Genomic DNA, 22,585 nt, shown 5'->3' with positions numbered 1-22,585 from the left:
CTCACCACCTCATGTATAAAACTGCGACATGTCCTTTCCTTGTCAATGACTCCGGTGATTATTTGGTGCTTCTTGCGCCTAACTTTTTTGAAGGGCCTAAAACAGAATAACAACATAAATTTAAACCAAAAGTATCGGCCCCAACCTACCTGACTCACTATAATTAATGCTTATAATTTGAACACATAGCGGCTTCACCTGCGGACATGCACCCCCTATCAAAGACCGCCAGGCCCCGCCTACTCATAATATCCGTATAATTTGTCCGTATTTCCGACTAGTTTAGTCAGGTATACTTCGTGCCGCTAAAATTTTAAGGTCGTTGACCACCTGTATTTTTAAAGGAAACCTCATGAGTCAGTATGTAGTTTGTGCGCTGTACAAGTTTGTTGAGCTGAATAACTATCAAGAGCTACGCGAGCCATTACTTGCGTTGATGGAAAAACACCATATTCGCGGAACATTACTACTGGCAAGTGAAGGTATCAACGGTACTGTTGCATCTGATCGTGCAGGTATTGATACGCTACTGGAGTGGCTAAACAACGAACCTCGTTTGACTGGCACCGTATACAAAGAGTCGTATTCTGAGACCCAGCCATTCAATCGCACCAAAGTGAAATTGAAAAAAGAGATCGTAACATTAGGTGTTGAAGGTATAGACCCTCGCCACGTAGTGGGGACTTACGTGAAACCTCAAGAGTGGAACGATCTTATTGCTGATCCTGAAGTGTTTGTTGTCGATACACGTAATGATTACGAAATCGAGATCGGGACATTCAAAGGCGCTGTAAACCCAAATACTGAAACCTTTCGTGAATTCCCAGACTATGTAAAAGAAAACATGGACCCGGCAAAACACAAGAAAGTTGCGATGTTCTGTACCGGTGGTATCCGCTGCGAAAAATCAACTGCTTACATGAAAGAACAGGGCTTTGATGAGGTCTACCACCTAGAAGGCGGCATTCTTAAATATCTTGAAGAAGTTCCTCAAGAAGAGAGCATGTGGGAAGGCGATTGTTACGTATTTGACGGTCGTGTTGCCGTGAACCACCAGCTAGAAAAAGCAGATTACGATTTATGTAACGCTTGTCGTCTACCGATCACTGAAGAAGACAAACAGTCAGAATTGTTCGAGCAAGGCGTGAGCTGTCCAAAATGTCACGGCACACACTCAGAAGAACAAATTGCTCGATTCCGCGAGCGTGAAAAACAAATTGTTCTTGCAGAGCAGCGAGGCGAGCAGCATGTTGGTGGTGAAAGTGCCAAGCAAAGAGAAGCCCGACGTGCCGCTAAGTACGCGCAAAAAGAAGCGCAGCGTAAACAAGACTAAGCCCAACTCTCCTTATATTTAGCGAGCTGCCGTATGGTGGCTCGCTTTTACTACGCACCAATACTCTTTCAATACAATTTTGTATCCCTCACCAATACCTCTAGTTGATTGTCTCTTTTGCCTTCGGGTAGCCCCACCATTTCATCATAAGCACTTTGATGCACTAGAACCTGCTTATTTGCTTTGATATTCCTGCACTTCTTTTGCATCTCGATCAGGGAATGAGCCCTCAAAAAGATACCGTTGTCATCAGTGATAAATTGCGCTTCTCCATCAATCACGACAGATGCCTGGTACAATGCGAGATCAAGCGAATGAATGACCAATTTGTCTACATAGAAGTATTTTTGTAACTTACTCAATGGTATTGCCATGTGTCACCTCCCTGAAAGTTACCTCTACGTTTTGTAGAATAAAACCGATCATTGGATGAGATTTCTTCGGTTTACTTGCGTACAACATCGGAAACAAAGAGGATTCCGATGCAAACAATCAATGTCGTGTGGTTAAAGCGAGATTTGAGGCTGACTGACCATCAACCACTAACTCAAGCATTATCAACAAAGCACCCAACTGTGCTTTTGTATATTGTTGAACCATTGCTATTGAACAACCCACACTATTCTGAGCGCCACTGGCGATTTGTTTGGCAATCACTGCAAGACATGGATGAAACGCTCAAAGCGTATGGGCATCGAATCACGGTGCTGTTTGACGATGCCTTAGCATGTTTCCAATCAATTCAAGCGCAATATCAAATCAACGCTGTTTTTTCTCACCAAGAAATAGGACTCAACTGCACCTTTGAACGAGACCGACAAGTTGCCGCTTGGCTGTATGAGCAGAACATCGACTGGTTTGAGTTCGAACACGGTGCTGTTATCAGAGGTGCAAAAAACCGGCAAGGTTGGGACAAACATTGGGACTCTGTCATGAGAGCCTCAATAAGCCCTATTGAGATCCAAACCGACTTATTGCATTCATTGGATGCAGAAGCTCTCGGCTGTTCGTTTTCGCCACCATCATCCTGGCTATCAAAATGCAAAGGAATGCAAACGGGAGGAAGCCGGCTCGCTTGGAAAACACTAGAGGACTTTTTTCATCGTCGAGGTCGTGATTACTATCGAAGCATTTCTAGTCCCACAGCCTCACGCACAGCCTGTACTCGACTTTCTCCATACCTCGCTTGGGGTAACATATCCTTGCGTGAAGTTTATCAATACCTTTTGAAACACTGGCAAGTCGCTGGATTTCGTCGCAGCTTAATTGCATTGTCTTCACGGCTTCATTGGCACTGTCACTTCATCCAAAAATTCGAATCGGAATACGACATGGAGTTTTACTGCGTTAATCGGGCTTACGAACCATTGATTAGACAAAGTAGTACTTTCGATGAAGAAAAGTTAGCAGCATGGAAATCCGGGCATACTGGCGTACCTTTGATTGATGCCTGCATGCGCTGTTTGCACCACACTGGTTACATTAACTTTCGCATGCGTGCCATGCTGGTTAGCTTTCTTACTCACCACATGAACATGGATTGGCGAGTAGGTGTAACGCATTTAGCGCAACTATTTCTCGACTTTGAGCCTGGAATTCATTACCCACAATTCCAAATGCAAGCAGGAGTAACCGGGACTAACACAATCCGTATTTATAATCCGATCAAGCAAGCCCAAGAACATGATCCTAACGGTACGTTCATCTACAAGTGGGTGCCTGAGTTACAAATGGTTCCTCCCCCTCTTTTATTCGAGCCCTGGACAATGACCCAGATGGAAGCTGTCATGTATCAATTGCAGCCAGATAGCCGTTACCTTGCACCTATTATCGCACCAGACAACGCAGCTAAGGCAGCAAGAGAGCGCTTATGGACGTGGCGGAAACGAGCTGATGTGAAACAAGAAGGCAGACGAATTCTTGCGCGACATGTTAGACCCTCAAAAGAAAGTAGGACGCGATGATCATCTTTCAATCACGATGCGTACAAATGCAAACACACTCCAGGGAATCCGTTGTACCCTCAACTAGTAAGGAACACATTATGTTCAAACGTATCTTAGTTATCGCGGCGACACTGATGGCGACATTATTTTTTATGCTTCCCGTTCAGGCTCATGAGCATGGCATGATGAAAGCCGATATTGTCGACGTTGCCGCTGAAAATGGCTCTTTCAATACGCTTGTTGCTGCGGTGAAAGCAGCGGGCCTGGTTGACACTCTCAAAGGGGAAGGCCCATTTACTGTTTTTGCACCAACGGATGACGCTTTTGCAAAACTGCCAGACGGCACAGTCGACATGCTCTTAATGCCGGAAAACAAAGACAAGTTAGTATCTGTTTTGACTTATCACGTCGTCCCAGGGAAAGTGATGGCTGCCGATGTTGTTAAGCTAGACAAAGCGACTACGGTTCAGGGGCAAGATGTCATGATTAAAACCATGGGCGATAAAGTCATGGTTAACGATGCAAATGTCATTGCAACCGATGTGAAAGCTAAAAACGGTGTCATTCACGTGATTGATACTGTCATCATGCCGAAATAACACCATTCAAAGGGCGGTACACTCCGCCCTTTAGACAGAACTTCTTCCACCCTTAGCACGATTCCTCTCCACTTATCCCCAACAAACCTCCACCCATTCACCATGACTATAAAAAAGATAAAAACAAAATTAAAATCAATACCTTGCAAGACGACACTGCACAATATTGACGAGGTTAAGATATCGTTATCTTTCAATTTGAGAACAGGATTCCATGTCAGTGACGTTTACTTTTCCACATGTAAATTCTTAAGCTAAATTTTGGCTGCTCAATCACATTTCGGCAAACCATTCGAAAGGGTGGGACGCAAAGCTTCCGGTCTGTCAGCATTTAAAAATCTAAAAGAATGCTCATGATAGCGGGGTTACCATGACGCAGTGTTACAGAAGTCCAATTTCTGTAGCGTTACTTTATGCTCAGCATGCGCCGGGGTGTGACACTAGTTTGTCAGCCATAACAGAGGACATGTGATGAAATCATTTCCAACCAAATCCGTACTCGCGTTAGCACTTGCAAGCATTAGCTCAGGTGCTGCGGCTCACGGTTATGTATCAGAAACCAATGGTGGTGTCGCTGCAAGTCGCTCGGCACTATGTAAGTATCCAACGCCAGATACTAACGAAAAAAATAATAACTGCGGTGCGATTCAATATGAACCGCAAAGCGTTGAAGGCCCTGATGGCTTTCCCGAAACAGGGCCTCGCGATGGTAAAATAGCGAGTGCCGAAACCGCTTTAGCAGCTGCCCTTGATGAGCAAACTGCCGACCGTTGGGTAAAACGCACTATTCAAGCAGGTACACAAACTTTTGAATGGACATTTACCGCTAACCACGTGACGCGCGACTGGAAATATTACATCACCAAGCCTGATTGGAACCCAAACGCTTCACTATCACGAGACTCTTTTGATCTAACTCCTTTCTGTGTCGTCAACGGCAATATGGTTCAACCCCCGAAACAGGTAAGCCATCAATGTAATGTGCCTACTCGCGAGGGATACCATGTCATCCTGGCAGTATGGGATGTTGGCGACACTGCAGCCTCATTTTATAACGTGATCGATGTGAAATTTGATGGTGACAGTCCCGTTATTCCAGATTGGAAGCAAGGCGGTCAAATTATTCCTACAATGGATTTAAATATTGGGGATTCGGTTTATACGCGCGTATTTGATCAAGCAGGTGAAAACATAGCGTATAGAACTGAACTAGAAATTACCGATGCAGCAATGGGCCAAGCGAAAAACTGGTCTTACGCACTCGCGACTAAGCTAAACCAAGAACAAGCAAAACTGCAAGCCGGGCAGTATGCAGAGGATAAATTCACTCCTGTTTATGGTACTAATCCGGTGTATCTGCAAGCAAATAGCGGCCTTGAGCGAGTAGAGATCGGCTATAACATTGAAACTCCTGTTCCAGAATACTCACTCACAGTAGATGGCTTAGCAGACGAATATATCATTGAGTCAACACCGACAACGTTGGATCTGACACTAACTGCTGAAGGCGACTTAAATGCAGAACTCACCGTTTACAATCACCATCGCGAACCACTTGCAAGTTGGGCAAACGAAATGAAAGACGGCTCGGTAGAAGCGATATCGCTCGCTTTAAGTAAATCGGAGCCGGGTCACCATATGCTCGTAACACGTATTAAGGATAAAGATGGCAACTTGGTGGATCAGCAAACGCTCGACTTTCACTTAAAAGAAGATCCAGTAACGCCACCACCATCTGGTGAGTACGATTTTGTCTTCCCTGAAGGACTATCTAGCTACACTGCGGGCACAAAAGTGCTTGCCAGCGACGGGGGCATTTATCAATGTAAACCTTTCCCATACTCTGGTTACTGTATGCAGTGGAAAGAAAGCGCAAACCATTACGAGCCTGGAATAGGTTCACACTGGGAGATGGCTTGGGATAAAGTCAACTAAATCACCCTTTGAACGTTACGCAAAAGAGCCTCACTATGAGGCTCTTTTATAATCAAACGCAAAAATGACAATTTTCCCGGTCTAAACCATGAACACCAGATAAACTAGTGAGATGCGCTCGCCCCTCAATCAGCCCCATTTCATACCCTTCTAGTAAAACGGATTGTCGCATTGATAAGCGCTGAACATGAAAATTATCTGGTGGGGCAATTACCCTAACATGTGTTCCTGGTGGAGGGTTACGAATAAACTCTAATGATTGATTATAGTTATCTGCACGTCTTAACATCGCATCCGCCATTTTGGGGTGCTCCGCAAACAGTTTCTTCATCAGCCATGTGGTCTTAACTGGCTTTTTGGCATAATTCAGCGGGTGAGAGAGTACTACGGTTATGTCGCGAGCCCCTCGACGATAAGCCTCACGCACTGGTATAGAGTCAGCGACCCCACCATCGGTATAACAACCGCCAGAAAAACAAGGGGTATGCTTGTAGGCAATCGGCAATGCTGTTGTCGCTTCAATCGCATGGTGAAAATTATCACGTGTCACGCGATAGTAATCTGCTTGCCCTGTATCTACATTTGTTGTCGCTGCGAGAAAAGGAACGCCATTAAACAGTTTATTTTCATCGACGGGATACAAGCGATTAGATTCTTCAAACAGCCACTTCACATCAATGAGGTCCCCACCTTTAACGAAGCGAGTTGGGTCAAAAAAGCGTTTGCTTGTGGCCAGCTTAGTAATGACGTTAATACTGCGATGCGGGTAGTCGGTCAAATACCCAATCAAATTTGATGCACCAGCAGATACACCGATTGCAAAATCAAACGGTTTATAACTCTGCTCTAAAAACGCATCTAACACTCCGCTTGCGAAGACGCCTCGCATCGCGCCACCTTCTACTACAATTGCTTTTGTTGCCATATTTCCCCCATTCTCCTTGCCAAAAGAGTAATGAAATTCGTGCAATCACAACAATTGAATATTCTTATTATTGAAATAGGTGAAGTCTATTCATTTCTCTCTTAGAAAATGAAAACTAAAGTTCAAAAAATCCGTACCCGTTAGAAATGTAATTGCGGGCTTAACCAAGGTGGCAAGGTCTAAGAGAAATCTAGGAGAAAACCGTTTTATAGGCTTCGCCCGCGCCATCAATGAACATTTGAGTACCAATAACCGCTAGAATTAAGCCCATCATTTTAGTCACAACATTTAGAGCACTTGGTCCAACCGCTTTGACCAATTTGTCTCCAAACAAAAACAGTACATAGGTGATCACACAAAGGACAGCGAAAGAAACGATAGTAATAATGGTTTGATCGAAACCACCCGCTGTCGCAAAGTTCATCGCGGTAGCAATCGTTCCAGGCCCAGCTAATATTGGCATCGCCAGTGGAGACACTGCAATACTCAATGCCGCCCGTTGCTGAGCTGGTGAATACGCCTTCTCTTTGGTTTTCTGATGCGTCGAATCACCTTGAAGCATGTTAAAACCTATCAAAAACACCAAAATGCCGCCTGTTATTCGCAATGCATAAAGCGTGATACCAAACAAATCAAAAATTAACTTACCGGCAATAGAAAATATCGCGATGATAATAAATGCAATAAAAACCGAGCGGAGCGCAATGGAACGGATGGTTTCTTTATCTTCATCAGCAGTTAAACTCAAAAAGATGGGAATATTGGCGATAGGGTTCATGATGGCAAAGAAGCCCATAAACACCGTAACTGTATGAACAATGAGTTCTTTCATATTTTCCACTGCATTTAAATTATTGATTCTAAAAACAGTATATACGCTCTCAAACAGAACGAGTGGTGTATTCTCGATTCGTCTTCACACTTATGCACCAAGCATTGTTTTTCTTTTGAGATAGTTTACCGACTCATCAAATGTCGCTAAGGTGAGTCTTCAGCCTTTACACGTAACAGGGGATGTTAAGTCACCATGAACAGCACGATTCAAACAATTCTCAATCACCGCTCAATTCGAAAATTCACCTCACAACCGATTGAGGGCGAACAATTAGATGCCATTCTTCAAGCCGGCCTTGCGGCGTCCTCATCAAGCATGTTGCAAGTCGTTTCAATTATCCGCGTGACCGACAAAGAAAAACGTACACTATTAGCTCAATATGCCGGAAATCAAGGGTACGTTGAAAGCGCGGCTGAGTTTTTGGTGTTTTGCATTGATTACCAACGCCACGCCAGTATCAACCCAGATGTTCAAGCTGACTTTACCGAGTTAACTCTAATAGGCGCTGTAGACTCGGGCATCATGGCACAAAATTGCTTGCTAGCGGCGGAGTCGATGGGACTAGGAGGTGTGTATATTGGTGGTTTACGAAACAATGCCCAAAAAGTAGACGAATTATTAGGTTTACCTAAAAATACCGCCATTTTATTTGGTATGTGTCTTGGTCATCCAGATCAAGCCCCTGAAGTAAAACCTCGCCTACCTAAGCATGTCGTGGTGCATGAAAATCAGTATCAAGACCTAAACTTGGATGATATTCAGACGTATGACAAAACTATGCAAAACTACTATGCAAACCGTTCGAGCAATCAAAAACAGAGTACTTGGTCGCAAGAAGTCACCAGTAAACTGGCTGGCGAATCACGTCCGCACATCCTGCCTTACTTAAACAGAAAAGGGCTCACTAAAAGGTGATGACTACAATATACGATAGGATCAAAAAAGGCCTCTGAAGAGGCCTTTAGAATTTATCAGCAAAAACTTGCTTAGTTACCGCCTGTCGCGCCAGTGCCTGGACCCGGTGGATCTTCAGGTTCAATTGGCTCACCGACTTCCGCATCTGGAATTTGTGGTACGTCAGGTTCGATATCTTCTAATGGAATGTCGTTATCGATAGCCTCTTGTACATCAGCAACAACTTTCTGAGTATCTTCAGCTGGAATCGTTACGTAGATAACGTCACCTGAATCATTCTCAGGATAATTTGGGTTCGCCGCGATTACATCTTCTGTGATTGCTTTTGCAGCAACAGCTACAGCTTCAGGCGAAGCTGTTGGGTTCGCTTTGATGATATCTGATACAACGTTTGCTGTTGCAACTAGCTGAGTAGCAAGTGCGCTGTTACCACCCTCACTGCCAAGTCCTGCTACTACAGATTCTGTATCACGAAGGATTTCGTCAACTGTTTTACCACTTGCATTGATATCGATACCCAAATTCTCGAATACTTTTTCAGCGATATCAGAAGAGTATACTTCACCATCTTTTAAAGAGTTAGCAACCAAAGTCGTAAATGGAGAGCCTGTTACCAATGAATCCGCCTGGGCTAGGCCTTGAGGGATTTTGTAGTCAGATGTAATAGGTTTGCCATTTGACGCGTCTTTACTATCTTCTGTGTGCGTTAATACGAAAGCACAATCACCTGGCGCATTTACAACGTTGATATTTTCAAAACGCGCTTTACCAACCATACCTTCATAGTTTGTTGTATTTTCAATCGCGTCGTATGTCTCACCACCACATACTGCTTGAACTTTCATGCCGATAACAGCTGGGTCATAAGCCTGAACTGAGTATCTTTTTACCTCAGGGTCGCTGTCACTACCACAACCTGCTAGTAGGACTGCTGCCACACTTGCCGTTAAAAGTTTGATTTTCAAAATTAGCTCCAATATTTGTTGTTATATCCGACCGCAACAGGAAGCATAACGGCAGTTGCATATAGTGTAAATAGGATGCATACAACTTTGGCATGAGTTTTTTCACATTCTTGCCTGTTTGCTTGTGCAAAATCATGCATTCATCTCAATAACGTTAAATAGACACAATTTTGTCATGTATTCGTCAGTATTTTTTTAAGTAACTTGTTGCCTTTATTGCAACCAGATGGATAATAGTTGACTATTTTTTGTGGGTCGGATTTTCACACCTTCATTAATGAAACTAAGAGCTCTAAGTCGCTAGCAGCCATTTGGAGTGTTTATTACACAAATAATTCTGAATGGACTCGCTTTCTAAAGGCTTAAAACTGCAGTAAATCATCAATATTGATGAAATGCAGTTCAATTAGAATGAATCAATTTCAGTCGGCAAACTTTCTTTCGGTAGTTATAAACCAATGAACACATTTAATAAATTTTTGGGGATATCAGTACTTCCTATCCTTCTTACAGGGTGTACTTTGCCTGGTAGCCACCTTTCGGTCAGTGACAAAACAGTCATGAGCACTGAATCGAGTGATATAGAGTCTCAGGTTACCGTTTATCCCTTAACTTTGGAGCGCGTAACGTCTTTAAATTCAGTGGGCCCTTTTTCAAAACCAAACCCAGAGTTAGATATTGAAATCGCAAAATATGAATACGAAGTAGGACCTGGCGATATCCTAAATATCACTATTTGGGATCACCCAGAGCTAACGATCCCAGCGGGCTCATACCGAAGCTCAGCCGAAGCGGGTAACTGGGTGCATTCGGATGGCACGATCTTCTACCCTTACATAGGTGTCGTACATGTTGAAGGCAAAAACGTACGTCAGATTCGTGCAGACATTGCAAGCCGCCTTGCAAAATACATTGAGAGCCCACAGGTCGATGTAAGCGTTGCGGCATTTCGCTCTAAAAAGACTTATGTAACTGGCGAAGTTAACAAGCCAGGACAACAACCAATTACAAACATCCCCCTTACACTTCTAGATGCTGTGAATAGAGCTGGCGGACTGGCTGCCGAGGCTGACTGGCGTAATGCGACACTGACACGCAATGGCGTTGTTGAAAACGTCTCTTTGTATGCTCTGATGCAACAAGGCGATTTAACTCAAAACCGCCTTCTAAAGCCTGGCGATATTGTTCATATTCCTCGAAACGATGCGCAAAAAGTATTTGTTATGGGCGAGGTTAACGATCCGAAATTACTCAAAATTGATCGTAGCGGCATGAGCCTTACTGAGGCTCTTAGCAGCGTTGGTGGTATCAGTGAAATCTCCGCAGATGCTACCGGTGTGTTTGTCATCAGACGTTCAAAAGAAGAAGCTAAAATGGCGGACATTTATCAGCTAGATGTTTCTGACGCTTCTGCTTTGGTGATTGGTACTGAGTTTGATCTCAACCCTTACGACATAGTCTATGTGACGGCTGCACCTGTTAGTCGTTGGAATCGTGTGATTGCTCAGCTCGTTCCAACCATTTCCGGCTTTAATGAACTAACCGAAGGTGTACTACGAGTACGCACTTGGCCGTAAAACAACGTGCCGCAAGAAAATTATCTCTTGCGGCACGTAATCGATAGCTACTCAGCTCAATTGCGCAATATAAAGAAGCCAGCAATTCAGTTGAGATCATAAGCATACAACTTAAAGTAGGGTAAGCATTTGTTTTCTAATATTCTTGTCGTCTGTGTCGGTAATATTTGCCGCTCTCCAACAGGAGAGCGGCTTTTGCAGTCTTTACTACCAAACAAACATGTCGCATCAGCAGGAATCGCAGTAGATAAGAGCCATCTAACGGGAAAAGCTGCTGACGAGATGGCAACCACTATCGCGAACGAACATAGCGTAAGCTTAGATGGACACGAAGCACGACAATTAACACCTGAGCTTTGCGCTCAATACGATCTGATATTGGTTATGGAAAAAGGTCATTTAGAAGCCTTAACCAAAATCGCTCCTGAGGCACGAGGTAAAACGATGCTGTTTGGACAGTGGATAAATGAACAAAACATCCCTGATCCATACAGACAAAGTAGAGAAGCTTTCGAACATGCATATACGCTTATAGAAAAAGCAGCAAAAGCGTGGTCTCAAAAACTATAAGCCGCAAGGCTAAATAAACGCCAATGGCAAGGTATTTAAGAAGTTAAAGTAATGACAACACAAACTATTAAGCAATCACGTCAAGCCGACGATGAGATCGATTTGGGAAAGTTATTTGGGATCATTCTCGATGCCAAATGGCTCATTCTATGTACCGTAGTCCTATTTTCGATTATAGGCGTCGGCGTTGCCATTCTATCAACACCTATCTATAAAGCTGACGCTCTTATCCAAATCGAAAGTAAGAGTTCAGGTGGTATTTCAGCGATGGTTGGTGATATGGGAGAGCTGTTTTCAGCAGAATCATCAGCGACAACAGAAATAGAGATCATCAAATCTCGTATGATCTTGGGCGGTACTGTTGATAAGTTCAACTTAACGACTGTCGTTTCTCCAAACTACATGCCAATTATTGGTAAAGGCCTAGCTCGACTACAAGGTGAGCAAATCAGTCTGAGCGTTTCACGATTTAATGCTCCTTCTTACGCAGTTGGCGTTCCTTTAACTCTTGAAGTTATTGATTCTGAAAAACAGACGTTCAGGCTCTTAGAAGATGACAATAACGTCATTCTAGAAGGTAAAGTTGGTGAACTGCTTGAGAAGAATGGATACCAGTTTTTGGCGACTGAACTTGTGGCTCAAACTGGTGACTCATTCACGGTCAGCAAAATCAGTAAATTAGATGCAATTAATAAACTTCAAGAAAACTTATCGATTAGCGAACGTGGTAAGCAAACCGGGATTATATCTTTAAGCTTCTCTGGTGAAGACCGCGCTAAGATTCAAGATATCTTGAACGACATTAGCCAAAACTACTTCTTACAAAACGTTCAAAGAAATTCTGCAGAGGCAGAGCAAAGCCTCGAGTTCTTGAAAGGTCACCTCCCAGACATCAAAACAAAACTGACCGCTTCTGAAGACGTTTTAAATCGGTTCCGTCAAGAAAATGAATCTATCGACTTAGGCCTTGAAGCTCAGTCAACGCTGAAAGTAATGGTTGAGTTAGAAGCACAGCTAAATGAGCTTACATTCAAAGAAAGTGAGATCAGCCAACGCTTCACACAGGATCACCCAGCTTATAAGTCGCTACTTGATAAACGTGAAACACTATTAAAAGAGAAAGAACGTCTTAATAAACAAGTTCAAAAGTTACCGAAAACACAGCGTGAAGTTCTACGTATGACACGCGATGTAGAAGTAAACCAACAAATCTACATCCAACTATTGAACAAGGTTCAAGAGCTCAACATTATTAAAGCCGGAACAGTTGGCAACGTTCGAATCTTAGATAACGCTCAATCTTTCTCTAAGCCAATCAAGCCGAAAAAAGCGCTTATCGTTGTGCTAGCAACACTGCTTGGCGGTATGGCAGGCGTGGCTTTCGTATTAATTCGTGCAGCATTCCACCGTGGTGTGGAAACACCAGATCAAATTGAACAGATTGGCATGCCAGTTTACGCAAGCGTTCCAAAATCTATTCAACAACTGGAATTTGCAAACAAGCTTAAGCGCAACAAAGGCAGCAACAATGAGCTAGTCCTTCTAGCGGAAGCTAACCCAGCCGATCTTTCCATTGAGGCTCTACGTAGTCTTCGCACTAGCTTGCACTTTGCAATGATGGAAGCGAAGAATAACGTTCTTATGATTTCAGGTCCTGCACCATCTATCGGCAAAACATTTGTATCGACCAACTTTGCGGCCGTCGCTGCGAAAACCGGTCAGAAAGTGCTGCTTATTGATGCGGATATGCGTAAAGGTTATTTGCAGCAATGCTTCGGTCTACGTTGGGACAACGGTCTTTCTGATTACTTGAGCGGTAAGACATCCCTTAGCAACATCATTAAATCTACATCCATTGATAATTTAGATGTTGTGACTCGCGGCCAAGTACCACCAAATCCGTCAGAACTTCTTATGCACCCTCGCTTCAAGAGCTTTGTTGACGAGATGTCTGCACAATACGATCTAGTCATCATCGATACGCCGCCTGTACTCGCAGTTACCGACCCAAGCATTGTTGGCGCGCTTGCAGGAACAACTCTGATGGTCGCTCGTTTTGATCAAACGACTTTGAAGGAGATTGAAGTCGCGAAAGGTCGCTTCGAGCAATCAGGCGTTGAAGTTAAAGGTGTGATTCTCAATGCAGTTGAGAAAAAGGCATCTAACTCATACGGCTATGGATACGGCTACTATAACTACGCGTACAAAAGCGAATCATGAATTAATCTAGATCGCTAATTTGACCAAATATGACAAAGCCCTGCTAGAAACAGCAGGGCTTTTTCTATTGCACTCTTAATTGCTTGTACGTAATCAAACTAAGCAAGACAAAGAATATTGGGTCACTCCAACCAAAACCGACAAATACTCCGATAATGCCGGCATAGGTAGTAATCACTGCCCCTAAGCCATTAGTAATCAATAATGCTTTAAACAGCTGTTTCGCAGTATGCCCTGATTCCACATTACGTAACATCAAACTCACCGCAGCGATTCCACCTAAAAAGATCGAAGTATGCTGCGATAAAAACAGCGCGTACTGGTCGTTAATTTGTACTCCATACATCGGCCACATTATTGTTGGTACAAAAAACAACGCAAAAGCGAATACCGTATATACGACACCATGAACGGTTAGAAAAGTGCGGTTGGTCATCATCTCCTTATCCTCTAATAGGCCCTTGATTGAGCGTCGTTAACGGCACATTGATATCGAAAATTTGACCTCGTACTTCGACTACGCCCATTTTTCGTAAGCGTGCGGCATGCATTTCGAGATACGCTTGCGCCGTGGCTTCATCTTCAAAAAGATAGATACCACCACCGAGTTTGTCTTTTTCGCTTTCCGTCCAGATTTTCCAAATCATGCCCGACTCTTGGTTAATCGACTTAGCTAAGTCGACCAGAGCATTCGACATCTCTTCACCAAACGGACCATGAAATTCAAAATCAACTTGTAATAATTTCGCCATCTTGAGTCTCCTCTTCTTATTGACTCGTTTTCGATGACAAGATTATTACCTTTATAAAACTGACAGAAAAGTTCATAATTTCGCCATTAACTGTCTAAAAAATTGACTCATGAGACTAAAAACGACCTTAGAACAATGGCAAACGCTACAAGCGATTAATCAAGAAGGCAGCATTCAATCCGCAGCTTTACTGCTCAACAAGAGCCATACCACATTGATCTACTCGGTGAGGAAGTTAGAAGACCAACTTGGTATTCAACTTATCGAAGTACGAGGGCGCAAAGCGGGTTTGACAGAGCACGGCAAAACCATACTGCGTCGTGCACAATCCATGCTTGAACAAGCGCGGGAACTAGAAGTCATCAGCGAGCAGTTAAAAAGTGGGGTGGAATCTCAAATCACGGTCGCAGTAGATCATCTTTGTGACCCTTGTTGGCTTTATGCACCACTCAGTCAATTTTTGGAGGACAACAACACGACCTCCGTTCAAGTGGTTGAAACGTCACTGAGCAAAACAACCGAAATGGTCGTAAATGAGCTCGCTGACATCGCAATCATCAACTTACCGATAACCAACTACCCTGCCGAAGCATTTGGCGTAACAACCATGCTGCCTGTAATCGCAGCACACCATCCACTCGCTAAAAAGCCGCATGTTTCCATCGACGATTTTGCAACCACCAGCCAAATTGTCATCCGTGACTTAGGTGATTCAGACAAAACGAAAAGAGATGTCGGTTGGTTACGCGCACGTCAGCGTATTACCGTCGATAACTTCGACCACGCTTTTCACGCCGTAGAGCAAGGCGTTGGGTTTTGTCGGCTACCAGCGCACTTAGTCTCAGCCCAAAAGAGCGATAAAATTAACGTATTGGAGCTCGAACACTCCCATCAATATCAAGTTGCGCTGCACCTCACTTTGCCCAAAGGAGCCAAAAGTGGTCCTGCGACTCAAGCGCTTTATCGTACTTTACTCAAAAGTGTAGAAACTCGAGTCTAGCAACAGTGGTATTGAGTTGAATCGCTAGTGTTATCGGCTATTGATTCTCCCTAAACATAGAGAAACGGCCATTTTGTGACGCTACACTCTCACAAAAGGTTGCACGAAGGACAGCGACCACCTACTATCACTCTGCTCATGCCTAAAGCACCCAACACTCGCGGAAAGAACTCGGTTCACGGCAATATCCTCACCTGCTTGGTTTAGCAGGCACAATCTGTTTTTACCTTCTTTTTAGCTTCTATTTAGGCGAGTGTGGAAGAAGTAAGAAAGGTGAAATATGAACTCTACAAATAGCTTCTCGATCAATATCAATCAGCAAAAATCCATTGCTAAAAAAAGGCTCAAAGCTATCCGCCTATACGATGACGCTACGTTGGAGTTAGTTAAGCGATTTCACTCCAAGCCAGAATCTTTGGCTCCCAATGCAATTCAATTGGCTGACGTTCAATATGCACTCGCAAGAGAACTTGGCTTATCCAGTTGGAGTAAACTAAAAGCTCATGTCGAAGAGCTAGAAGCGCACAAACTAGCCATCAAACAACAAAAACCGCCCCTAGATGCGAAAGTAAAAACGCTACACGTTCGTTGCGGTCACGATATACAACAACAGCTTAAAACCAGTGGATTTGAAGGGACATTTTTAGCCCTGATCGATCCGCTTTGTATTGGCCCCATACCAGCAACACCGCAGAACTTCCTTGCCATTCGTGCCCAATATGTCGTAGAGACTCTGCTGCCCGTGATGAAGCGTGAAGACTCGGTTCAAGATATAGTCACATTGGAACAATCAAACCTCGATCTGTTGCAAAGTGATGTATTTGAACGAATCGTCTTTTGGGTCGAACATGACAGTTATGATCAATTGATGCTAATTCGTGCTCTAACACAGTTAGAGAATGTAGAGAATAAAGTGATAGAGATCATTGAGTTGAACCAGTTCCCGGGCACTGAACGATTCATCGGCTTTGGGCAGTTGCCTGAAGAAGCTATTCGTTCTTGTTGGCGATACCGTAAACCTGTGACAGCAAAATTATTCAGTCAGGCTAAACGGTGTTGGCACGCTATTACATCACCGACACCTATTTCCATAGTTAATTTGATTCAGCAGCATAACCTGGATTGCTTGCCCAATATACTCAACGTGCTTAAACGCCATTTGCAAGAGTTACCTAATTCACAAACTGGATTGAGCTTGACACAACACCTCGCACTAAAGGTCTTGAGCTCACAAAATCGTTCAATTCCCATCAAAGATTGGTTTGAGCAATATCAACAACTAGAACCTCTTCCTTACCTAGGAGACGTGATGTTTTACGCGTTACTCCTCCCTCTAGCACAGTGTCAAACACCTTTGATCACGATTGAGTCACGTGAAAGGCACTGGTGGGAACAAAGCGTCCGTATCACTGAGGCTGGCAAGCAGTGTTTGGAAGGCTTAATACGAGCGAAACAATGCTATTGGGTTGGAGGGATTAAAAATACCAGTCAAAGTTATTGGAGCTGGGATCACCTCCAACTAACTACACTTGCCAACCATCATTGAGTTGACAAATATGAAAGCATAAAGGGTTCGTTGGCTCTGATGAACACTCAATACTAAAGTATCGCTAAAGAAGCGACCGCTAGCCTGAATATAACTTAAATAGTTATGCAGAAATGCATCCACTCAAAGAGAGTATGCACTCTATCTCTTATTAAAATTTATTGTAAATCCTCTTTGTTATCGGTTGTATATTCGATAAAAGTGTTAAAATACAAACTTTTCATCCGGCCAATTCGTTAATATTTGGTTAAAATTCCATTTTTATTAGTGATAAAGTTCACATCTATTAACCATTTAGAGGATTATTCTTTCGTATTTTCTCACTCCGCTGCTAATCTGCTCGCCGCTTTGAAGTGAACTCAAGGTGCATAACTATAAGGAGTGTTCTCATGAATACCAAGAAACCGATGTCGCTTACCAGCCGCGTAATTTTAGGTATGGTTGCGGGTATCTTGACAGGATTTGCAATTCGCACACTTTTTGCCGACAACGGATTTGTCGACGCATACATTGTTAATGGATTATTCGAAGTTGGTGGACAGATCTTCGTTGCCAGCTTAAAAATGCTCGTAGTCCCTCTAGTGTTTGTTTCACTAGTTTGTGGTACTAGCTCCCTCAAAGACCTTTCTACACTGGGTCGCATGGGTGGTAAAACCCTCGCTTTCTACGTTACAACAACGGCTATCGCGATTACGCTTGCTCTAACTATGGGTACTCTGTTCCAGCCAGGTGCTGGCGCTGACCTAACCGCAGCAAGTTCATTCAAATCAGCAGAAGCACCATCTTTGGGTCAGGTGATCATCGATATGTTCCCGACCAACCCAATCAGCGCAATGGCAGAAGGTAAAACTCTGCAAGTTATCGTGTTCGCCGTGCTATTCGGTATCGCGATCAGTGCAGCGGGTAAACCAGGCGAACGCATCGCAGCATTCTTCTCTGATCTGAATGAAGTGATCATGAAACTGGTCGCGATTTTGATGAACTTGGCGCCTTATGGGGTGTTCTTCTTAATGGCGAAGCTATTTACTGGTCTTGGTCTGGGCGCGATCGTCAATCTGGCAGAGTACTTCTTAGTACTGGCTGGTACGCTTGTCCTACACGGTCTAGTTACTTACAGCTTAATGTTAAAAGGTTTCACAGGTCTAAACCCAATTACGTTCCTACGTAAGATGGAAGACGCGATCATGTTTGCTTTTTCTACAGCATCATCGAACGCGACGATTCCAGTGACAATGGAAACAGCAAAGCACCGCATGGGTGTTGAGAACCGTGTATCATCGTTCACTGTACCACTTGGTGCAACCGTGAACATGGACGGTACGGCGATCATGCAGGGCGTAGCAACTGCGTTTATTGCTCAAGCTTTCAATATTGATTTAACTATGGGCGATTACCTAATGGTTATCATGACGGCAACTCTGGCGTCTATCGGTACCGCAGGTGTTCCTGGTGTGGGTCTTGTCATGCTTGCTATGGTATTGAACCAAGTTGGTCTGCCGCTTGAAGGTATCGCGCTCATCATGGGTGTTGACCGTCTTCTCGATATGATTCGTACCGCGGTAAATATCACTGGTGACAGTGCTGTAACCGTCATCGTTGCAAAATCAGAGGGTGCATTGGATGAGGCTCGCTTCAACGACCCAATGGCAGGCGTAGCCGAAGAAGAAGTGCATCTTAAACGCGCTGACGCCTAAATCGTTCTACGATTACCATTCTGAAATTATATAGTCCTGTCTAAAAGAAAGCCCCGATGGAAACATCGGGGCTTTTGTTTTCTCCGCGTCTAGAAATATTCTTTCTAATCCGCCATCGAATTCAGTTTTTCTCTGGCTTGTGCTTCGTGTTCTTTAGTGATGGCATTACCGACTGAGTTCGCGGCTAAGGTAAGTGCTGCCATGTCATCGGTAAAACCGACGCCAGCGAGTACGTCTGGCACCATATCTGTTGGTAGGACGAAGTAAGCCAACGCGCCACCTAAGATAGCCTTGTGGCGAACAGAAGTGTTGGAATCTGCCATCGCGAGCCATGATTTAATGCCCATAACCGCAATCTCTTCACCTGCTTTCTTGACGGAATTTTTCATTTTACGCCAGAAGGTTTTCTCATCTGGCGCTTGCATCGTTTGGTCTTTGGCGTCTTTCGGCGCCGATTTTACAGACATTGTTGTGGTCATCGTTGCCTCCGAAATTTATGACTATGTCCAACATATTAATAAATCGAACCTGAACGCAAGATTAATAACAAGAAATGATAGTAAAGTGAAACACAGATAGAAAAATCCCCAAACCGAAGTCCGGGGATTATTGCTTTGGAAACAAAAAGTCTTGGAAATCAAAAGTCTTAGAAACCAACAGCTTTGGGAGCCAAGCTTTAGAAGCAGAATGCCTTATTGAGCAATCTTCTCCAGGACACGCATCAACATTTTGATACGTGGTTCGATAGACTCAAGCAACAAGTACTCTTGATCGCTGTGGAAGCCCGCACCGATAGGACCTAGGCCATCCAAGGTTGGAGCGCCTAGAATCGCCGTGTTGTTTGCATCAGAGCCGCCACCCACTTCTTTCCAGTTGATGTCGATAGCCAGTTCACTTGCGGCTTCTTCAACTAATGCCATCAGGCTTTCCGTTTGCGCACTTGGCACCATAGAAGGTTTGTAAGCTTCACGAACCAACTCGATACTCACACCATCAACGAATGGTGTTTCCAGCATGCCGTTTAGCTTGTTGTCGACATCATCGTATTCTTCGTTGCTCCAGAAACGCACATCCACGATCGCTTCCGCGTGCTCCGGGACGATGTTCGCACCGTTGCCGCCAGAAATAATACCGACGTTCAATGTGGTACCAGATTCAAAGTTGGTCATTGCATTGACAGCCAGAATCCAATTCGCCATCTCAGTGATTGCGCTGCGGCCATTCTCTGGCTCGTTACCAGCGTGAGCTGCAACGCCATTAAAGGTCATTTTGTAGCGAGCCATGCCTTTGCGCGCTTTCACTAAACCACCGTCTGCACGTGCTGCTTCTGCAACCAGTACATTCTTAGCGTTTTTCGCTACTGATTGAATCCAATCCACAGAGTCCAGAGAGCCCGTTTCTTCATCTGGGTTCATGCAGATAGCGATAGACAGCTTATCCAACACCGCTTGGTCTAGGTTGCGCATCGCGTATACGATGTTCAGCAAGCCAGATTTCATGTCCGAGACACCCGGACCGTACGCTTTTTCAGAGTCTTGAGACATAGGACGTAATCCAGCGGTACCGACAGGGAACACGGTATCCATGTGACCAATCAGCATCACGTCGATTTGCTCAGCTTCCGGCTTGTTTCGAACTTCAAGACCGATGCCCGCTTTGCCACAGTCGATGCGTTTTACGCTCCAACCTGACATCGCTTGGTACTTCTCTTCAAATTGAGAAGCGATAAACTCGATACCATCAGTCGTGTAAGTGCCACAATCCACATTAATCAGCGGACGTAGCTCTTCTAGATATTCATTTAGAGAGAATTGCATGACTCACTCCTAGACAAACAGATTCATCACCAGCATTGCGCCAAATGCGTTCAATACTGAGATTGCAATCATAACTGGGATGTAACGACCTTCAGTACCGATTGGCCCCATGATACGACCCATGTACTGAACTTGAGAGCCCATTAGGTAGATGGCAGGCGCTAGAATCGCAATGTGCGTGCCGTTAAGGATACCTTGGTCAAACAGCGTGATAACCACACCCACTGCGCCACCCATCGACATCCAAGCACCGATCAATACCGCTGCAGCTTCACCCGGAAGACCAAACACCGCCATGATTGGAGAGAACACCGTGCCCATCAGATCCAGCGCGCCTGTGATTTGCAGCGCTTTGATGATAACGAACGCCATCAATACGTTAGGCACCGTAGAGGTAGTCGCAATTAACCAGCCTTTCTTAGCACCCTCGACGAAGATATCCGTCACCATTGGTTTTTTCGCTTTAACGTCACCCATTATGCCGTCTCCTCTTTTAGGTTCTCTGATTTGTTTTGGTCTTGTTTGTCTTCTTTACCTTCCGTCATGTTCAGGTAAATACGGAACAGGTTTGCACCGATGATCTTGAATGCGAACATCACCACAACCGCTAAACCAATAGAAGACGTGACCGCTAGAGAGCCGTCAGCCATCGTCAATGTGAACAGCACAGCACCTGATGAGAAGAAGTTCACGATGGTCGCACCTGCAGTGAACTGGAACATGGTAAATACGTCCGTTTCACGCTTAGTTAGGTGACCTTCATCTTTTAGCTGACGCGTCATCGCCGCGCCCGCGTCGGTACTTTGTAGAGAAGCAATTAAAGCCAGACCAGAGTTACCAGGGATGCCCATTAGAGGACGTAGAAGAGGAGTAAGAAGCTTACGAGCTGCTTCAAGTGCACCGTAGTGCTCAAGTACGTTGATCATACCTAAGGCGAACATAACAGTTGGAATCAAAGTAAGTGCAAAAATGAAACCGTCGCGAGCACCGCTACCACCAGTACCGCGAAGCGACGTTGTTGCAACTTGCACACCGTCAGCCGTTTCGGTGACACCATACGCCACCTTGCCGAAAGAGCCATTGAGCGTTGTAAAATCGAATACACCGTACCATTCGCTAGATTGCATCAGGCCAGAAAAGAACACAACCGCAAACGCCAGAGCAACGTAGCACCCCAGTGTAACTTTACGCTCAGTTTGAACAGGAATTTTCATAACATTACCTACACATGTGGAACTTAACACATATGTTCACCTGAATAATGTGCTAGAGAGATGATCAAAATCAATCCGCCTGCCGAACATTATCGTGACTCAGTTATGAAGTTTTGTTTTATGATTCCAATCACAATTGAAAGATAATAAAAATTTGTGCTAACAATTAGGTATATTAATCTATGTCGATAGCTCACGACTTCTTCATCAACTCAACAAATGATTCTGACGAATATTGCTTTCTACAGCATTCATGACGTACTTCATACTTTGGCATTGAGGCAATATCGATTAACTCGAAAGTAACATTCAGCCACGAAATTTAGGTTAGGATGGCCCGGTCATATGTAAACGGCATAAACCAGAATTAACAGGACTATACGACCCATTGTTACGCTCACAATATAAAATAGCCAAATGGACACTCGCCCTCGTGCTTTGGGTGGTGATGATATGCTTAAGCCAAAATTCTGGTTTCTCGAAAAGCTGCCCGAAGGCTCACCAAATACAGAGTCAGCAAGATGAGAGTGTGAATTTATCACCATCTTGCGACCTTTCAGAAAAGCTGGTTCAAGCGTACCAACATCAGTTTGATCATATTCTTATTCCATTTTTTCTGTTTGCTTTGATTGTGGCGCTGCCGATGACAACCACAGCAATTCGTTATCTGGAATACACAGAACCGATACCGGAAAAGTATCGGGTTCACCTAAAACTTTGCGTGTTTAGAGAATAAAGCCAG

The 22,585-nt window shown here is 44.2% G+C and carries 22 protein-coding genes and 1 riboswitch; of the genes, 12 read left to right on the top strand and 10 right to left on the bottom strand.

The features are described from left to right. Positions 1 to 352 precede the first annotated feature (352 nt). A complete protein-coding gene (locus R7Q09_RS12450; RefSeq protein ID WP_017634441.1) occupies positions 353 to 1,333 on the top strand; it encodes a rhodanese-related sulfurtransferase in 981 nt (326 codons plus the stop codon). 68 nt (positions 1,334 to 1,401) lie between these two features. Here R7Q09_RS12450 and R7Q09_RS12445 read toward each other — a convergent pair whose 3' ends face one another. Beyond that, the gene (locus R7Q09_RS12445) at positions 1,402 to 1,707 is read right to left on the bottom strand and encodes a DUF6482 family protein (protein WP_005374898.1); all 306 of its coding nucleotides are present in this window, start codon (positions 1,705 to 1,707) and stop codon (positions 1,402 to 1,404) included. A gap of 108 nt (positions 1,708 to 1,815) precedes the next feature. On the opposite strand from R7Q09_RS12445, the gene R7Q09_RS12440 reads away from it, so the two are divergent. The 3 genes from R7Q09_RS12440 to gbpA all read left to right on the top strand — a co-directional run bounded on the left by R7Q09_RS12440 (position 1,816) and on the right by gbpA (position 5,813). Further along, positions 1,816 to 3,297 carry a cryptochrome/deoxyribodipyrimidine photo-lyase family protein gene (locus R7Q09_RS12440; protein WP_248486121.1) on the top strand — a complete coding sequence of 494 codons (1,482 nt, stop codon included), beginning with the start codon at positions 1,816 to 1,818 and terminating at the stop codon, positions 3,295 to 3,297. Between the two features lie 80 nt (positions 3,298 to 3,377). Then, on the top strand, positions 3,378 to 3,878 hold the full coding sequence (locus R7Q09_RS12435) for a fasciclin domain-containing protein (protein ID WP_318070903.1): 501 nt from the start codon (positions 3,378 to 3,380) through the stop codon (positions 3,876 to 3,878). A gap of 272 nt (positions 3,879 to 4,150) precedes the next feature. After that, positions 4,151 to 4,251: riboswitch (cyclic di-GMP riboswitch) on the top strand. Between the two features lie 98 nt (positions 4,252 to 4,349). Then, complete coding sequence (gene gbpA / locus R7Q09_RS12430) at positions 4,350 to 5,813, top strand: N-acetylglucosamine-binding protein GbpA (protein ID WP_256903057.1); 1,464 nt, start codon at positions 4,350 to 4,352, stop codon at positions 5,811 to 5,813. Between the two features lie 52 nt (positions 5,814 to 5,865). Here the strand turns inward: gbpA and R7Q09_RS12425 are convergent, their stop codons facing one another. Together R7Q09_RS12425 and R7Q09_RS12420 are read right to left on the bottom strand one after the other, a co-directional pair. Continuing rightward, positions 5,866 to 6,738, bottom strand: coding sequence for a patatin family protein (locus tag R7Q09_RS12425; protein ID WP_017634445.1), 873 nt, complete (start codon positions 6,736 to 6,738; stop codon positions 5,866 to 5,868). 190 nt (positions 6,739 to 6,928) lie between these two features. Beyond that, the gene (locus R7Q09_RS12420) at positions 6,929 to 7,570 is read right to left on the bottom strand and encodes a MarC family protein (protein WP_005374889.1); all 642 of its coding nucleotides are present in this window, start codon (positions 7,568 to 7,570) and stop codon (positions 6,929 to 6,931) included. 195 nt (positions 7,571 to 7,765) lie between these two features. On the opposite strand from R7Q09_RS12420, the gene nfsA reads away from it, so the two are divergent. Continuing rightward, the gene (gene nfsA, locus R7Q09_RS12415; protein ID WP_318070904.1) at positions 7,766 to 8,488 is read left to right on the top strand and encodes an oxygen-insensitive NADPH nitroreductase; all 723 of its coding nucleotides are present in this window, start codon (positions 7,766 to 7,768) and stop codon (positions 8,486 to 8,488) included. A 71-nt stretch (positions 8,489 to 8,559) separates the two neighbouring features. Here the strand turns inward: nfsA and R7Q09_RS12410 are convergent, their stop codons facing one another. Beyond that, the gene (locus R7Q09_RS12410; protein WP_031780904.1) at positions 8,560 to 9,453 is read right to left on the bottom strand and encodes a hypothetical protein; all 894 of its coding nucleotides are present in this window, start codon (positions 9,451 to 9,453) and stop codon (positions 8,560 to 8,562) included. Between the two features lie 458 nt (positions 9,454 to 9,911). On the opposite strand from R7Q09_RS12410, the gene R7Q09_RS12405 reads away from it, so the two are divergent. The 3 genes from R7Q09_RS12405 (at position 9,912) to R7Q09_RS12395 (ending at position 13,820) form a co-directional block, all read left to right on the top strand. Further along, on the top strand, positions 9,912 to 11,030 hold the full coding sequence (locus R7Q09_RS12405; RefSeq protein ID WP_031778875.1) for a polysaccharide export protein: 1,119 nt from the start codon (positions 9,912 to 9,914) through the stop codon (positions 11,028 to 11,030). Between the two features lie 129 nt (positions 11,031 to 11,159). Continuing rightward, positions 11,160 to 11,600, top strand: coding sequence for a phosphotyrosine protein phosphatase (locus R7Q09_RS12400; RefSeq protein WP_031780905.1), 441 nt, complete (start codon positions 11,160 to 11,162; stop codon positions 11,598 to 11,600). 51 nt (positions 11,601 to 11,651) lie between these two features. Further along, positions 11,652 to 13,820, top strand: a complete 2,169-nt coding sequence (locus R7Q09_RS12395) for a polysaccharide biosynthesis tyrosine autokinase (protein ID WP_213873757.1) — start codon at positions 11,652 to 11,654, stop codon at positions 13,818 to 13,820. Positions 13,821 to 13,884: 64 nt separating this feature from the next. Here R7Q09_RS12395 and R7Q09_RS12390 read toward each other — a convergent pair whose 3' ends face one another. Together R7Q09_RS12390 and R7Q09_RS12385 are read right to left on the bottom strand one after the other, a co-directional pair. Continuing rightward, positions 13,885 to 14,256, bottom strand: coding sequence for a hypothetical protein (locus tag R7Q09_RS12390; protein WP_017634450.1), 372 nt, complete (start codon positions 14,254 to 14,256; stop codon positions 13,885 to 13,887). A gap of 7 nt (positions 14,257 to 14,263) precedes the next feature. Next, positions 14,264 to 14,572: a monooxygenase gene (locus R7Q09_RS12385; RefSeq protein ID WP_005384613.1), complete on the bottom strand. Its 309-nt coding sequence runs from the start codon at positions 14,570 to 14,572 to the stop codon at positions 14,264 to 14,266. A 109-nt stretch (positions 14,573 to 14,681) separates the two neighbouring features. Between R7Q09_RS12385 and R7Q09_RS12380 the strand changes: the two genes are divergently transcribed. The 3 genes from R7Q09_RS12380 to R7Q09_RS12370 all read left to right on the top strand — a co-directional run bounded on the left by R7Q09_RS12380 (position 14,682) and on the right by R7Q09_RS12370 (position 18,812). Next, positions 14,682 to 15,572 carry a LysR family transcriptional regulator gene (locus R7Q09_RS12380; protein WP_318070906.1) on the top strand — a complete coding sequence of 297 codons (891 nt, stop codon included), beginning with the start codon at positions 14,682 to 14,684 and terminating at the stop codon, positions 15,570 to 15,572. 280 nt (positions 15,573 to 15,852) lie between these two features. After that, on the top strand, positions 15,853 to 17,118 hold the full coding sequence (locus tag R7Q09_RS12375) for a DUF1835 domain-containing protein (RefSeq protein WP_318070907.1): 1,266 nt from the start codon (positions 15,853 to 15,855) through the stop codon (positions 17,116 to 17,118). 389 nt (positions 17,119 to 17,507) lie between these two features. Further along, positions 17,508 to 18,812 (top strand): dicarboxylate/amino acid:cation symporter, encoded by a 1,305-nt coding sequence (locus tag R7Q09_RS12370; RefSeq protein WP_017820133.1) that lies wholly within the window; start codon positions 17,508 to 17,510, stop codon positions 18,810 to 18,812. A 104-nt stretch (positions 18,813 to 18,916) separates the two neighbouring features. On the opposite strand, the gene R7Q09_RS12365 is transcribed toward R7Q09_RS12370, so the two are convergent. The 4 genes from R7Q09_RS12365 to R7Q09_RS12350 form a co-directional block, all read right to left on the bottom strand. Further along, positions 18,917 to 19,291 (bottom strand): YkvA family protein, encoded by a 375-nt coding sequence (locus R7Q09_RS12365; protein ID WP_064369590.1) that lies wholly within the window; start codon positions 19,289 to 19,291, stop codon positions 18,917 to 18,919. Positions 19,292 to 19,504: 213 nt separating this feature from the next. Then, positions 19,505 to 20,629: a M20 family metallopeptidase gene (locus R7Q09_RS12360; RefSeq protein WP_318070908.1), complete on the bottom strand. Its 1,125-nt coding sequence runs from the start codon at positions 20,627 to 20,629 to the stop codon at positions 19,505 to 19,507. A gap of 9 nt (positions 20,630 to 20,638) precedes the next feature. Then, on the bottom strand, positions 20,639 to 21,106 hold the full coding sequence (locus tag R7Q09_RS12355; protein WP_064369588.1) for a YjiG family protein: 468 nt from the start codon (positions 21,104 to 21,106) through the stop codon (positions 20,639 to 20,641). Next, positions 21,106 to 21,843 carry a nucleoside recognition domain-containing protein gene (locus tag R7Q09_RS12350; RefSeq protein ID WP_005374846.1) on the bottom strand — a complete coding sequence of 246 codons (738 nt, stop codon included), beginning with the start codon at positions 21,841 to 21,843 and terminating at the stop codon, positions 21,106 to 21,108. The genes R7Q09_RS12355 and R7Q09_RS12350 overlap by 1 nt, the downstream gene beginning before the upstream one ends. A 448-nt stretch (positions 21,844 to 22,291) precedes the next feature. Here R7Q09_RS12350 and R7Q09_RS12345 point away from each other — a divergent pair, with 448 nt between their 5' ends. Then, a complete protein-coding gene (locus R7Q09_RS12345; RefSeq protein WP_049872671.1) occupies positions 22,292 to 22,579 on the top strand; it encodes a hypothetical protein in 288 nt (95 codons plus the stop codon). Positions 22,580 to 22,585 lie beyond the last annotated feature (6 nt).

The sequence above is a fragment of the Vibrio sp. 2130-1 genome, assembly GCF_033339515.1.
The sequence above is the reverse complement of the archived record's forward strand: the minus strand, read 5'-3'. Positions and strand labels throughout refer to the sequence as shown.

What these genes read in the sequence shown, in the direction of transcription:
- R7Q09_RS12450 (WP_017634441.1), top strand. Translation starts at nt 353, where the DNA reads ATGAGTCAGTATGTAGTTTGTGCGCTGTACAAGTTTGTTGAGCTGAAT.
- R7Q09_RS12445 (WP_005374898.1), bottom strand. Translation starts at nt 1,707, where the DNA reads ATGGCAATACCATTGAGTAAGTTACAAAAATACTTCTATGTAGACAAA.
- R7Q09_RS12440 (WP_248486121.1), top strand. Translation starts at nt 1,816, where the DNA reads ATGCAAACAATCAATGTCGTGTGGTTAAAGCGAGATTTGAGGCTGACT.
- R7Q09_RS12435 (WP_318070903.1), top strand. Translation starts at nt 3,378, where the DNA reads ATGTTCAAACGTATCTTAGTTATCGCGGCGACACTGATGGCGACATTA.
- gbpA (WP_256903057.1), top strand. Translation starts at nt 4,350, where the DNA reads ATGAAATCATTTCCAACCAAATCCGTACTCGCGTTAGCACTTGCAAGC.
- R7Q09_RS12425 (WP_017634445.1), bottom strand. Translation starts at nt 6,738, where the DNA reads ATGGCAACAAAAGCAATTGTAGTAGAAGGTGGCGCGATGCGAGGCGTC.
- R7Q09_RS12420 (WP_005374889.1), bottom strand. Translation starts at nt 7,570, where the DNA reads ATGAAAGAACTCATTGTTCATACAGTTACGGTGTTTATGGGCTTCTTT.
- nfsA (WP_318070904.1), top strand. Translation starts at nt 7,766, where the DNA reads ATGAACAGCACGATTCAAACAATTCTCAATCACCGCTCAATTCGAAAA.
- R7Q09_RS12405 (WP_031778875.1), top strand. Translation starts at nt 9,912, where the DNA reads ATGAACACATTTAATAAATTTTTGGGGATATCAGTACTTCCTATCCTT.
- R7Q09_RS12395 (WP_213873757.1), top strand. Translation starts at nt 11,652, where the DNA reads ATGACAACACAAACTATTAAGCAATCACGTCAAGCCGACGATGAGATC.
- R7Q09_RS12390 (WP_017634450.1), bottom strand. Translation starts at nt 14,256, where the DNA reads ATGACCAACCGCACTTTTCTAACCGTTCATGGTGTCGTATATACGGTA.
- R7Q09_RS12385 (WP_005384613.1), bottom strand. Translation starts at nt 14,572, where the DNA reads ATGGCGAAATTATTACAAGTTGATTTTGAATTTCATGGTCCGTTTGGT.
- R7Q09_RS12380 (WP_318070906.1), top strand. Translation starts at nt 14,682, where the DNA reads ATGAGACTAAAAACGACCTTAGAACAATGGCAAACGCTACAAGCGATT.
- R7Q09_RS12375 (WP_318070907.1), top strand. Translation starts at nt 15,853, where the DNA reads ATGAACTCTACAAATAGCTTCTCGATCAATATCAATCAGCAAAAATCC.
- R7Q09_RS12370 (WP_017820133.1), top strand. Translation starts at nt 17,508, where the DNA reads ATGAATACCAAGAAACCGATGTCGCTTACCAGCCGCGTAATTTTAGGT.
- R7Q09_RS12365 (WP_064369590.1), bottom strand. Translation starts at nt 19,291, where the DNA reads ATGACCACAACAATGTCTGTAAAATCGGCGCCGAAAGACGCCAAAGAC.
- R7Q09_RS12360 (WP_318070908.1), bottom strand. Translation starts at nt 20,629, where the DNA reads ATGCAATTCTCTCTAAATGAATATCTAGAAGAGCTACGTCCGCTGATT.
- R7Q09_RS12355 (WP_064369588.1), bottom strand. Translation starts at nt 21,106, where the DNA reads ATGGGTGACGTTAAAGCGAAAAAACCAATGGTGACGGATATCTTCGTC.
- R7Q09_RS12350 (WP_005374846.1), bottom strand. Translation starts at nt 21,843, where the DNA reads ATGAAAATTCCTGTTCAAACTGAGCGTAAAGTTACACTGGGGTGCTAC.
- R7Q09_RS12345 (WP_049872671.1), top strand. Translation starts at nt 22,292, where the DNA reads ATGATATGCTTAAGCCAAAATTCTGGTTTCTCGAAAAGCTGCCCGAAG.